The sequence below is a fragment of the Flavobacterium frigidum genome (assembly GCF_048286795.2).
In genome coordinates this window covers 66587-80180 of record NZ_JBLVPT020000003.1, presented here as the reverse complement: position 1 = coordinate 80180, position 13594 = coordinate 66587, and the positions used below count along the sequence as shown (strand labels likewise).

The 13594-nt window shown below is 35.7% G+C and carries 10 protein-coding genes and 1 tRNA gene; 4 read left to right on the top strand and 7 right to left on the bottom strand.

What is annotated here, in order from left to right; all coding sequences use genetic code 11:
* Positions 1-38 precede the first annotated feature (38 nt).
* On the top strand, positions 39-1025 hold the full coding sequence (locus tag ACNQGB_RS05570) for a hypothetical protein (protein WP_417946461.1): 987 nt from the start codon (positions 39-41) through the stop codon (positions 1023-1025).
* Positions 1026-1032: 7 nt separating this feature from the next.
* Entirely contained in the window at positions 1033-2133 is a 1101-nt protein-coding gene (locus ACNQGB_RS05565; RefSeq protein ID WP_417946463.1) for a glycosyltransferase, read from the top strand.
* 121 nt (positions 2134-2254) lie between these two features.
* On the opposite strand, the gene ACNQGB_RS05560 is transcribed toward ACNQGB_RS05565, so the two are convergent.
* Both ACNQGB_RS05560 and ACNQGB_RS05555 read right to left on the bottom strand, forming a co-directional pair.
* Positions 2255-2731 (bottom strand): hypothetical protein, encoded by a 477-nt coding sequence (locus tag ACNQGB_RS05560; RefSeq protein WP_417946464.1) that lies wholly within the window; start codon positions 2729-2731, stop codon positions 2255-2257.
* 42 nt (positions 2732-2773) lie between these two features.
* Positions 2774-3163, bottom strand: coding sequence for a hypothetical protein (locus tag ACNQGB_RS05555; RefSeq protein WP_417946466.1), 390 nt, complete (start codon positions 3161-3163; stop codon positions 2774-2776).
* A 52-nt stretch (positions 3164-3215) separates the two neighbouring features.
* On the opposite strand from ACNQGB_RS05555, the gene ACNQGB_RS05550 reads away from it, so the two are divergent.
* Positions 3216-3716, top strand: coding sequence for a DUF456 domain-containing protein (locus ACNQGB_RS05550; protein WP_417946467.1), 501 nt, complete (start codon positions 3216-3218; stop codon positions 3714-3716).
* A 198-nt stretch (positions 3717-3914) separates the two neighbouring features.
* Here the strand turns inward: ACNQGB_RS05550 and ACNQGB_RS05545 are convergent.
* The 5 genes from ACNQGB_RS05545 to dnaE form a co-directional block, all read right to left on the bottom strand.
* Positions 3915-3988, bottom strand: a tRNA-Asp gene (locus tag ACNQGB_RS05545).
* Between the two features lie 86 nt (positions 3989-4074).
* Entirely contained in the window at positions 4075-5010 is a 936-nt protein-coding gene (locus ACNQGB_RS05540) for a DUF58 domain-containing protein (RefSeq protein WP_417946469.1), read from the bottom strand.
* Positions 5011-5177: 167 nt separating this feature from the next.
* Positions 5178-5495 carry a thioredoxin gene (trxA, locus tag ACNQGB_RS05535; RefSeq protein WP_066083169.1) on the bottom strand — a complete coding sequence of 106 codons (318 nt, stop codon included), beginning with the start codon at positions 5493-5495 and terminating at the stop codon, positions 5178-5180.
* 316 nt (positions 5496-5811) lie between these two features.
* Positions 5812-6735, bottom strand: coding sequence for an outer membrane beta-barrel protein (locus ACNQGB_RS05530; protein WP_417946471.1), 924 nt, complete (start codon positions 6733-6735; stop codon positions 5812-5814).
* A 196-nt stretch (positions 6736-6931) separates the two neighbouring features.
* Positions 6932-11476: a DNA polymerase III subunit alpha gene (gene dnaE / locus ACNQGB_RS05525; RefSeq protein WP_417946473.1), complete on the bottom strand. Its 4545-nt coding sequence runs from the start codon at positions 11474-11476 to the stop codon at positions 6932-6934.
* A gap of 632 nt (positions 11477-12108) precedes the next feature.
* On the opposite strand from dnaE, the gene leuC reads away from it, so the two are divergent.
* Positions 12109-13503, top strand: a complete 1395-nt coding sequence (leuC, locus tag ACNQGB_RS05520) for a 3-isopropylmalate dehydratase large subunit (protein ID WP_417946475.1) — start codon at positions 12109-12111, stop codon at positions 13501-13503.
* Positions 13504-13594 lie beyond the last annotated feature (91 nt).

The window sequence follows — 13594 nt, the reverse complement described above, 5'->3', positions numbered from 1 at the left end:
TAAAGTTCGAAGTTCAAAGTTTTCGTTTCTTTGTAACGATGATTTCAATTCCACACAAAACTAAACAATTACTCGTAGTTCTAATCAAACTTTTGATCGTTGGCGGTGCGTTTTATTTTATTTACAATCAACTTGCCAATAACGACAAACTCGACTGGCAAAAATTCATTGTTATATTTCAAAAAAATAAATCCATTGGTGGGATCGCCTTTATTTTGTTATTAAGTGTTTTAAATCGGTTTTTTGAAATCTTGAAATGGCAAAACCTAGTAGCATTTATCCATAAAATATCTTTGGGCGAAGCAACTAAACAAGTTCTTGGCGCATTAACGGCCGGACTTTTTACACCAAATGGAATAGGCGAATATGCTGGAAAAGCATTGTTTTTCGAAAAATATAATACAAAAAAAGTAATTTTCCTGAACCTAATTTGTAACGGAATCCAAATGATACTAACCGTTATTTTTGGATTTATTGGGTTGTTGTATTTTAATGCGCAATACCATGTGATTACGACAAAAACGGCAGTGCTGCTTCTTGCAGTGCTACTACTGCTTTTCCTAGTTTTATTTTTAGTCAAAAAAATCACAATTAAAGGTTATTCAATCGAAAAACTGATTCATAAGATTAATGAAATTCCAAAATCCATTCATCAAAAAAACATCTTTTTGGGTATTTGTCGTTATTTGGTTTTCTCGCACCAATACTACTTTTTATTTTTGGCTTTTGATGTTGATTTGCCATACCTCACGATGATTGCTACGATTTCATCTGTTTATTTTCTAGCGTCTTCGCTGCCTACTTTTCAATTTTTGGACTTTGCCGTTAAAGGAAGTGTTGCTGTTTATTTCTTTGGGATTTTAGGCGTCAACGAATGGATTGTAATTTTCATTTCTACTTTGATGTGGTTTCTCAATGTGGTATTACCAGTTGTAATTGGTAGTTATTTTGTCTTGAATTTTAAAATCCTCTCCCCTCCCGAAGCTTCGGGACTCTCCAAAGGAGAGGAAGACGAAACTATATAAAATAATTATGATTCCAATTGTTTTATTCCTCATAACCCTCATCTATTGCTTGGCGATACTAGTACTGATTTATGGTTTTACCAAGGTGAATACAACCGAAAGTATCGGCTTAACGCCAAAAACAAAATTCTCCATTATCATTCCATTTCGGGATGAAAATGAAAACTTGCCGCTTCTATTAGACAGTTTTTCGAGGTTGAATTATCCAATAGATTTATTCGAAGTGATTCTAGTTGATGATGATTCTAAGGAAAAGTTTAAAGTCAAAAGTTTAAAGTTTAAAGTTTCAATCGTAACTAACGATCGGTTTTCCAATTCACCTAAAAAAGATGCCATTGTAACCGCGATGCAAATTATAAATACAGACTGGATTATCACCACCGATGCCGATTGTGTAGTTGATAAAAACTGGTTATTGACCTTGGATAATTACATTCAGCTTCATGATGTTGCCATGATTGCCGGAGCAGTAACGTATACTTGTGACAATTCATTTTTACATCATTTCCAGCAATTGGATATAGCAAGTTTACAAGGCGCTACCATTGGGAGTTTTGGTATTAATAAAGGATTTATGTGCAATGGCGCCAACTTTGCGTATACCAAATCCTTTTTCCAGGAATTGAATGGCTTTCATGGAAACGATACAATTGCTAGTGGCGATGATGTTTTCCTTTTGCAAAAAGCGATTGCTAAATTCCCTGAAAAAGTAAGCTATCTAAAATCTATAAATAACATTGTCATTACAAAACCATTGGATAATTGGAAATCATTGTGCTATCAGCGCGTTCGATGGGCCTCAAAAACAAGTTCGTATCAGAGTGCTTTCGGGAAGGGATTGGGACTGCTAGTATTTGCAGGGAATTTATGTTGGGTTTTAAGTATTGGACTTTGGTTCTTTGGTGTAGTACCTATTTCGATTATCATTTTGATCATCGCATCAAAGTTTACTGTAGACACCATTTTGATTTACAAAACCAATCGTTTTTTAACCAAAAAAAAAATCAGGTATTTGATTTTGAGCAGTTTGTTCTATCCTTTTTTTAGTACAAGCGTGGCTCTGTATTCTTTGTTTGGAGAATACGAATGGAAGGGGAGAAGATTCTGATTTGCACTACAACCATAGCCCAGATGGTAACGGCATCCTTTTTCTTTTTTCTTTAAAAAGAAAAAGATATAGTGAACAGCTGGAAATAGCTCCTCATTAAACTTCGCTAAGAACAATAAAACTACTCTACTTTTAAAATTACTGGCAGTATAAATTGCGTTTTCACAGGAATTCCACGTTTGATGGCGGGATTAATTTTTGGAAAATCAACTAAACGGACTTTAAGAATACTATCGATTTTAGTTTTGTCATAGGCAACCGAATCTTTAGGAAATTGAGGCTCGAATTGCATTGTAGCATTAGGAAAAATAGTGACCTTTACCTCTATTGTGTCCAGTTCAGGATAAAGAATTGAAAGGGTATCAACACGTAACTTATCTTGAATCAGCTGCGTTAAAACTTCGAAAAAACACTGTTGACGTTGCTTTTTATCTTCTATTTTTTCACAATCAACTACCGATGGGTATTCATCTACTTCTTTCCAGTTGATGGATTTCAATTCCTTTTGTAACAATTCCTTTTCCGAAGGGATTTGCTTGTCAAAGTATTGACAGGAATTAAAAATGAGAAATACGAAAAAGAGATAATACTGCTTCAAGGTTTTGTTTTTGAATGGAACTAATAGGATCTAAAATTACACTTATTTTTTTTGAGATGCTTTCAAAACTAAATAATCTTCATAGGCTTCTGCAAACCATTTCTTTTTGTTTGTAGCAGCAATTTCTTTTTGATCTGGATACAATGCCGCCAAACGATCTGAAAAAATAGCGATTTGTATGGTATAAGTATAGAATTCCTGTTTTGTCAACAGTAGCGATGGATTTGATTTTTTATCAAAAAATTCAAAAAAAAGCGCATCAAACTCTTTCAAAGAATAATTTAATACTTTTACTCTATTTTCATTGTAAATAATTTCTTTTATAGACATATCCTTATCCGTAACTTTTATTTCTTGGGCATGTATAGTCCAATACGAACAAGTAAAAAAGACGATAATCGATAATGCTTTATTAAATTGGACCTGTTTCATGAGTTAAATACAATGCTGATTTTGTATTTTCAAAATTACTAAAAATAAATGTATGGATGTACTGCTTTTTGCTCTTGGTTTTATTTGTATGATTTTAGGGGTTTTGGGTAGTTTTTTACCCGTTTTGCCTGGACCTACATTAAGTTGGGTTGGATTACTACTCTTGTACTTTACAGTTGCTGTACCAGCAAATTATTGGGTTTTAGGCGCTACATTGTTAATTACAATAATTATTTCTGTTTTAGATTTTGTAATCCCAGCCAAAGGCACTAAAAAATTTGGCGGCAGCTCTTATGGGGTATGGGGAACTACTATTGGATTAATCGTTGGTATTCTTGCTCCAATACCTTTTGGCTTCCTTATTGGACCTTTTATTGGCGCATTGATAGGTGAGCTTATATTTGATCTCAATGATCACAAACGCGCTTTAAAAGCAGCCGTAGGTTCGTTCATAGGCTTTCTAGCATCAAGCTTCATGAAATTTATACTTTGCGTACTGTATTTGGGATTGTTTTTGTGGATTGTTTGGCAACATAAATCCGAGCTCTTTTAAAGTGATTTAGATTCTTTATTCAGCAAACGAACCTACTTTAAAATCAAAAAAGCTATCCACCAGGGTGGAAAGCTTTTCATTGGTCTAACTACTAAACCCGCTACGAGTTACAAATTCGTAGCAAACAACACAACTAACGTTAAAAACCTTAAAGGGACAAAAAAGCCTTTCTGTTACGAAAGGCTTTCCCCAATATTGCGGTCTGGACGGGACTCGAACCCGCGACCCCATGCGTGACAGGCATGTATTCTAACCAACTGAACTACCAAACCTCTGCGTTATTGCGGTGGCAAAGATACAATAGATTTCCGTTTACACAAGCGTTTTTTTAAAAAATATTTGATAAAATTTAGATCTCTTAGCCAAAGTTTTGTTTTTCAACTAAGTATGTCATTAAAATTTTTTCAAAATTTTCACCAACGCTTACTGGAATGTACTTTATTCGGTTTTGTGAGCAGGTCAATGCTAATTTTTTAAAGTAACTTTCCACCTGTTTTTCATATTCTTCTTTGACTGTATCGGCAAAAACAGCTACCTCTTCTCCTGTTTCTACATCAATAAACTTCCTGGGAGCATTGTCAAAGTCAAAATTCAACTCTGTTTTGTTATCGACAACGTGAAATAAAACTACTTTATGCTTGTTGTGCTTTAAGTGCTGCAGAGCATTAAACAAGGCTTCTTCTGATCCATCAGCACTGGACTGAAACATATCTGTAAATAAGATAATCATGGAACGTCGGTGAATCTTTTCAGCAATTTGATGCAAAAAGGTAACCGTATCAGTACTTTTTTTAGCAACTGGCTTTGTCAATAATCCTTCTAGCGCATTCAAAATCATTCTATGATGGCGATCACTACCTTTTTCAGGCGCATAGTACTCATAAGTATCTGAATACACACTTAATCCAATAGCATCCCGCTGTTTCTTCAACAAATTCATTAAAACTGCTGAGGCCAAAACTGAAAAACCAATTTTATTCTCAAAAAACTGCTGGTTCTCTTTCAATTTAGGATAATGCATCGATGACGAATTATCGATAATAATATGGCAGCGCAGGTTGGTTTCTTCCTCGAATCGTTTGGCGTACAAACGATCGGTCTTGGCATATAATTTCCAATCAATATGCTTGGTACTTTCGCCTACATTGTAGACTTTGTGCTCTGCAAACTCTGCCGAAAAGCCATGAAACGGACTTTTATGCATACCCGAAATAAAACCTTCTACGACCTGATTAGCCAGCAACTCTAGGTGCTGAAAACTGGAAATTTTCTCTATTTGCGATTCTATCTTCATATCTCAAATGTATTTAAAAAGAATGAAAAATTTAATAATTTAAGGATTGAAAGATTAAAATAATCAATAGAGAAGCTGAATTAAATTTAACTAAAACAAAAAAGGCTTGACTTGCGCCAAACCTTTTAATTAAATCTCAGTAGATTTTATATCAATCCTACTCTATTTTACAACAAAGCATCTAAACTATCAGCATACGTTTGCTTTGGAGCAACTCCTACTTGTTTTCCTACTACTTCACCATTATGAAAAACCAAAACTGTTGGGATATTTCTAACACCGTATTTAGCAGCAAATTCTTGGTTTGCGTCAACATCAACTTTTCCTATAACAACTTTTCCTTCGTACTCGTTGCTTAATTCATCAATGATTGGACCTACCATTCTACAAGGTCCGCACCATGCTGCCCAAAAATCAACCATCACCGGTTTATCTGATTTCAAAACTACTTCTTCAAAAGTAGCATCCGTTATTGCTAATGCCATAATATTTTATTTAGAGTTTATGGTTTGACTATTTTGATGTTTCAAACCCAACTACAAATTTAGAAATTAAAAACAAATCAAACACTATTCGTAAATTAGTTTTGACTATTAATCTATTATCAATACCTATTTGCTTTATAAATTAATGCTTTTTCTGGAGCAATTTCCTGCTGTTCGCTATATCTTTTCCTTTTTAAAGAAAAAAGGAAAAGGATGCCGCTACCATCAGGGCTAAAAATCCGTGTTCTCCAATATTATTTTTTTAAAATAAAAAAGGGATGCTTTCACAAACATCCCTTCACGTATAAAAGCTATTTTACAAGCTATATTTTAATCCAAGAGTTAAACCTAGACCACTAATACCAACATAAGAGCTTATATCATCAGAAGCTTTCGTACTATCAAAACCGGCAGAATTTGTCGCTTTGTTATTTGAAGTACTATTAATTTGATCTACATAATTAACGTGGTTTACAGAATAAGATGCATCGGGACGAAACGATGTAGGCGTATTTAAATTATCAACTCCATTTTCTGTATAAACTTCTGTTTCTTTAGACTTTCCATGTACTGTGAAATTACGGTATTCTAATTCTCCATACACTGAAATATTTTTTCCTAGTTTATAAGAAGTACCTACAACTGCCATAAAACCTACAGTTGGGTTTGGCAATACTTTTTCTTTAGAGTATGTATTTACATTTCCACTAGGAGTTGTATATGTTCTGTTTGTTTCAATGGTTAAATTTCCAGAAACCGGCACAATTACCCCTACTTTTGTATATGGTTCAAAACCTTTCGATTCCCCTAAAAATAGAACAATTGCTGGAGCCAAATCAAATGCGGTAATTGTTCCCTGTGCTTTCCCTGAAGCGAAAACAGGACCAGGAGCCACTAACCTATTAACGGTTTCTACCATAGTTTTACTGTTGCTTTTAAAATGATTAAATCCCATCTCAAAACCCAACCTTGAAGAAACACGGTAACCTCCTGTTACACCTACTCTAAATCCTTCACCAAAAGATCCGTGATTTGTTTCTCTTGAAAGTAAAGTTGTTCCATTTGAAGCGTAAACATCCGTGTTTGGCAACTGACCTGAAACCACTGGAAATTCTGTCGCCGCCGTTTGCATAAAATACGATCCTCCTAATTTAAAATACCAACTTTCTTTTTTCTCTGTTTGTCCAATCATCGCGATTGAAAAAATCATAAATCCCACTACAAATAACATCTTTTTCATAACACCTTTTTTTAACATTTTTGCAAAAATAGGTCATTTAGACTAAAAATTATTCATTAAATCACTTCTGAAATATGTTAAAACTAATGATTATTTAATAATCAATAAGTTGCAAAATCCAAAAAGCTGTATTTATTTAGAAGGAAAAAATATCGCTATGATTTACAATAGAAAAAAGAGACGAAAAAGAACTTATTTAATTCAACTTAAAATTTACTTGCATTTTTTCGAGCTCCATTAGTAATTCATTCGAAATTTTAATTTTTAATTTTCTACTCGGCATTGTTAGCTTTGTTATTACTTTTATTTCTTCAACCTCCTCTACTTTTGCTAATACTGTTGTCTCTAAAATCTCGTTACCTTCCATTTCAGTATCGTCATTTACTTCTACAAAGGCTTCTTCGTCATTATCTATATTTGTTGCTGCATTTTCAACAATCCGCTTGATTTTTTCTAATTCCATGATTTCAAATGAAACCGTATTATCTCCTTTATTGTCTTGAAAAAGATGACTCAATTTATGAATAAAATCCGCCTCTAAATCGGCAATATTCAAAAGCACAACTAGTTTTCTAGCAAAAGTTTCCAGTACATCCTGTAATTGTTTGACCTCAACAAATTGCAACCGTGGCTCTCCTTTTTTACCTGTATCGCGATCTGTCCAACCTTCTTTTACCAACACTTTCATGTACGTAAAATTATTTTGAATAAAAAAATGACGAAACTTCAAATACTCTTCTCCAAAAATTCGAAACTCGTAACTTTCATCATACCCTTCGAGTGTAAACATGCCCCAGCCCTTGCCATTCTTAGCTATTCGATGCTGCACATTATTGATAATTCCTCCAAAACTCAAATTTTTACTCAAGTAAAGATCCATATTTCTCAACGCTTCTAACTTCGCGTTACAAAAATATTTCATCTCAAATTTATAATCGTCTAGCGGATGTCCCGAGATGTAAATCCCAACAACCTCTTTTTCTTTTGCTAATTTCTCCATCGTACTCCAATCCTCGCACGGTGGCACAATAGGCTCCGCAATCTGCACGTCACTAGCATCTCCAAATAAACTTACTTGAGCAGAATTCTCATTTTCTTGAAATTTCACACCATACCGAATCGCTTTTTCGTAGAAGGTAATTCCATCACCATCATCATGAAAATATTGTGCTCGTGTCGTCCCCAAAAAAGAATCAAATCCTCCTGCCAAAGCCAGATTTTCAATCGCTTTTTTGTTGGCAGCACGCAAATCTATTCGCTTAGCTAAATCAAAAATCGATTTGTACTTTCCATCTTTTCTGTTTTCAACAATCGTTGCAACTGCCCCAGAACCCACTCCTTTTATAGCACCCATTCCAAAACGAACAGCGTAATTATCATTTACAGTGAATTTGTAAAACGATTCATTCACATCTGGCCCTAAAACTTGTAGCCCCATTCGCTTGCATTCTTCCATAAAAAAGGAAACCTGCTTGATATCACTCATATTATTCGAAAGCACCGCAGCCATATATTCAGCAGGATAGTTCGCTTTTAAATAAGCTGTTTGATAGGCAATCCAAGCATAGCATGTCGAGTGCGATTTATTAAACGCATATTCCGCAAAAGCTTCCCAGTCTTTCCAAATTTTTTCAAGTTTATCTTCCGCATGTCCTTTGGCGGCAGCCTGACTGATAAATTTCGGTTTCATTTTATCTAAAACATCTTTCTGTTTTTTTCCCATCGCTTTACGCAAAACGTCAGCATCACCCTTAGAGAAATCTGCCAGTTTTTGGGACAAAAGCATTACTTGTTCTTGGTAAACGGTGATTCCGTAGGTATCTTTTAATAATTCTTCACAAGCTTCAAGGTCGTAAATAATCTCTTCTTCACCGTTTTTTCGCTTTACGAAACTCGGTATATAAGCAATAGGTCCCGGACGATACAAGGCATTCATGGCAATCAAATCGGGAAAAACCGTTGGTTTCAATTCCTTCATATACTTTTGCATTCCTGGACTTTCATACTGAAAAATCCCTACCGTTTCTCCCCGTTGAAAAAGTTCATACGTCTTAACATCATCAATTGGAAATGCATCTGGATCGAGATCAATTCCCGTTCTGTATTTTACCAGTTTGACTGTGTCTTTTATCAGCGTCAGGGTTTTTAAACCCAAGAAGTCCATCTTCAATAAACCAGCACTTTCCACGACGGAATTGTCAAATTGAGTTACATACAAATCCGAATCTTTGGCTGTAGCCACAGGAACAAAATTGGTAATATCACTTGGCGTAATAATTACTCCACAAGCGTGAATCCCAGTATTTCTTAAGTTCCCTTCTAAAACTTTAGCTTGCTGAATGGTTTCTCCACCCAAATCATCTTCATTGGCAAGACCTATTAATTCTTTAATTTTATCGTATTCCTCGGGCCGAACAGCTTTTTTTATAATGTCTTCTTTTTCATTTAAAAAACGTGCCAAATTCCACTTAGAAGGCATCATGCCCGGAATTAATTTGGCAATTTTATCGGCTTCGAATAATGGTAAATCAAGTACACGAGCCGTATCACGAATAGCCGATTTGGTGGCCATTTTACCATAGGTGATAATTTGCGCTACTTGTTTCGACCCATATTTTCGAATAACATAATCCATTACACTACTACGGCCTTCGTCATCAAAATCGATATCAATATCGGGTAGTGACACACGATCTGGATTCAGGAAACGCTCAAAAAGCAGGTTGTACATTAGCGGATCGATATTCGTAATTTTCAAACAATACGCCACCACCGATCCAGCCGCAGAACCACGGCCTGGACCTACCGAAACGCCCATACTTCTGGCTTCGGCAATTAAATCCTGTACAATCAAGAAATATCCAGGATAACCAGAATTAGAAATGGTCAATAATTCAAAATCCAATCGTTCCTGAATTTCTTCAGTAATTACTGGATACCGCTTTTTAGCACCCTCAAAAGTAAGATGCCTCAAATACGCATTTTCACCTCGTACTCCGCCATCGACTGCGTCTTCAGGATTATTAAATTCAACCGGGATTTCAAATTTTGGAAGTAACACTTCTCGAGCCAAATCGAAAATTTCAATCTTATCCACAATCTCCGAAATATTCGAAATCGCCTCAGGTAAATTTGCAAAAAGCTGTTTCATTTCGTCCCCAGACTTGAAATAGTATTCCTGATTGGGCAGTCCGTAACGATAGCCGCGACCACGACCAATAGGCGTAGTTTGCTTTTCGCCATCACGCACACACAGTAAAATATCGTGAGCATTCGAATTTTCTTTGTCTATATAAAAGGTATTGTTTGTCGCAATAATTTTGACATCATGTTTCCTTGCCAATGAAATCAAAGACGCATTCACCCTATTTTCATCTTCTTGATTGTGACGCATAACCTCAATATAGAAATCGTCTTTGAACTCGTTTTTCCACCAGATCAAGGCTTCTTCAGCTTGGTTTTCACCAATGTTGAGGATCTTATTTGGAATTTCGCCATACAAGTTTCCAGACAAAACAATAATATCTTCTTTAAATTCCTGAATGACTTTCCTGTCGATTCTAGGTACATAATAAAATCCTTCCGTATACGCAATCGAAGACATTTTAGCCAAATTATGATAGCCTTTTTTGGTCTTCGCCAAAAGTACTATTTGATATCCGTTGTCCTTAACCGATTTGTTTTTATGGTCTTCACACACAAAAAATTCGCAACCTACAATTGGTTTCATCGGAACTTCGGTAGGTTCTTCACCATTTTCAACAGCCGCTTTATTTTTGGCTTCAGCCGCCTTATTATGATATAAAATATCGCGGACAAAATGAAAAGCACCCATCAAATTGGCATGATCCGTCATGGCAACCGCAGGCATTTTTTGCTGTGCTGCCGCTTTTACCAATGCCGCAATACTAATGGTAGACTGCAAAACGGAAAACTGCGTGTGATTGTGCAAATGCACGAAAGGAGTATCAATAAGCCCCTTTTTATTCTTAGAAAGTTCTGCTCTGGAAACGGCTGGCGCTTGTTTTTCTCCAAACTGCTGACGAATTTTATCCGAAGCTTCCTTGAGATTGATATGTTTTAATCCAATGAGTTTAATCTCACTTGGGTTCTTATTTTGAAAATCTTTAAAATAACTAGCTGGAACATCGAGTTCTTCCTTGGTGAAAATTTCGCGACGTATTAACTCCAAGAAACAACGCGTAGTTGCCTCGACATCGGCAGTCGCATTGTGCGCTTCACCGAAAGGTTTATTGAAAAGATACGAGTGCAGTTCCGTTAACGTAGGCAGTTTAAATTTACCACCACGACCACCTGGCAATTTCAATAAGGAAGCGGTAACTTCAGTACACGTATCCAGAATAGGCATCGAGCTCATTTGGCTTTCTACTCCCATTCTGTAAAATTCGCAACCCATAATATTGATATCAAAACCTAAATTCTGACCCACAATAAATTTGGCTTTGCCTAATGCGATATTGAATTTTTCTAAAACTTCCGCCAACGAAATTCCATCGGCCTCAGCCAATTCTGTAGAAATACCGTGAATGCGTTCCGCGTCATAAGGAATATTAAAACCTTCGGGCTTCACCAAATAATCTTGATGCTCGATGACTTTTCCCATATCGTCGTGCAACTGCCATGCGATTTGTATACATCGTGGCCAGTTATCTGTGTCAGAAATGGGTGCGCCCCAGCGCTTTGGTAATCCTGTAGTTTCGGTATCGAATATTAAGTACATATCTGGATTTGAAGTGTTTGAGATTTTAAAAAATCGCAAAAAATGAATTTCAAATTTAGTTTTTTTTGAGTAGAACTGAACCTAAGTTATCAACAAAAAACAAATTTATTTTACAAAAATATTCTCCTACTAAAACTACAATCAATTGGAACAAATCACCTCAATCGTACTTTGTTATAAAGATAAGATGACTACATATTAATTTTTGGATGTCGTAGTATTTCATCGAAAAAAATACTGAAATACAATTAAAAAAAAGTTGACTTATTACTAAAATCAAGTTTAAAAACAGTTTAAACAAAAGTCAAAAAATGAATTTAAAATTAAAAAAAATCACTTTTAATCCCATTTAATTAAACATTCACAATCATAACGGCTTTTAAGACCTGAATACTAACTATTTCTTAATTATCAAAAAATAAAAAAACTGTCGATACATTTTATAAAAATAAAAAACACAGTACTAAAAAAGAAGTCTAAAAGACAAAATTTAACTAATAAATATCCGGATGAGATTTTGGGCATCGTAAAAAATGAAATACTCAAAAATGTAGATTTAATACTTTTTTTAGATTTGCTTTATTAGTTATAATCACAGTCAGTTTGACTAAGAAATATTAAAAACAGTACAAATGAGTTCTACACTATTTGATAAAGTATGGGATGCACACGTGGTGCGTAAAATTGAAGATGGACCTGATGTATTTTTTATTGACCGCCATTTCATTCATGAAGTGACTAGCCCAGTGGCTTTTTTAGGTTTAAAAGAAAGAGGAATTTCAGTTTTATATCCGGAGCGCACTTTTGCCACTGCGGATCACAACACACCCACAATAAATCAACATTTACCGGTTCAAGATGCTTTATCAGCGAATCAATTAAAAGCACTTGAAGATAATGCTGCTGAATATGGTATCTCACACTGGGGTTTAGGACATGCACAAAATGGAATTGTACACGTGGTAGGACCTGAAAACGGAATCACCTTGCCAGGAGCTACCATCGTTTGTGGCGATTCGCATACCTCAACTCACGGTGCTTTTGGTGCTATTGCCTTTGGCATCGGGACTTCTGAAGTCGAAATGGTTTTAGCAACCCAATGCATCATGCAATCCAAACCAAAAAAAATGCGCATTAACGTAAATGGTAAATTGAGCAAAGGTGTTGGCCCTAAAGATGTGGCGCTTTATATAATCTCTCAATTAACAACTTCAGGCGGTACCGGTTATTTTGTCGAATATGCAGGAGATGTTTTCGAAGACATGTCTATGGAAGGTCGCATGACGGTTTGCAACTTGAGTATCGAAATGGGGGCTCGTGGTGGTATGATTGCTCCAGACCAAAAAACTTTTGATTTCCTAGAAGGACGTTTGTATGCGCCGAAAGGTGAAGCTTGGACCAAAGCAGTTGCATATTGGAAAACATTAAAAACCGATATGGACGCTGTTTTTGATTCTGAAGTAACTATAAATGCTGCAGACATTGAACCTATGATAACGTATGGTACAAATCCAGGAATGGGAATTGGTATTTCTGCAACTATTCCGACCGCTAGTCAAAAACAAGGTGGAGCCGAAACGTATAAAAAATCTTTAGCGTATATGGGTTTTGAAGAAAACGATGTGATGATTGGCAAACCTATCGATTTTGTTTTCTTAGGAAGTTGTACCAATGGTAGAATTGAAGATTTTAGAGCTTTTACAGAAATTGTAAAAGGAAGACAAAAAGCAGATAATGTAACCGCTTGGCTGGTACCTGGATCTCATGTTGTGGAAGCACAAATTAAAGAAGAAGGATTATTAGACATCCTAACCAAATCTGGATTTGTATTGCGCCAACCCGGGTGTTCCGCTTGTTTAGCTATGAATGACGATAAAGTTCCTCCAGGAAAATATGCAGTAAGTACTTCCAACCGAAATTTTGAAGGACGTCAAGGTCCCGGTTCCAGAACCTTACTTGCTAGTCCAATTATGGCAGCAGCAGCAGCGGTCACAGGAGTTTTAACAGATCCAAGAGAGTTGATGTAAGCCCCCTAATCCCCGAAGGGGGAATTCCCAACATAATAAATAGTACAATTAAAAAAACAACTTTCGCCTCCAACAACTCCCCCTTCGGGGG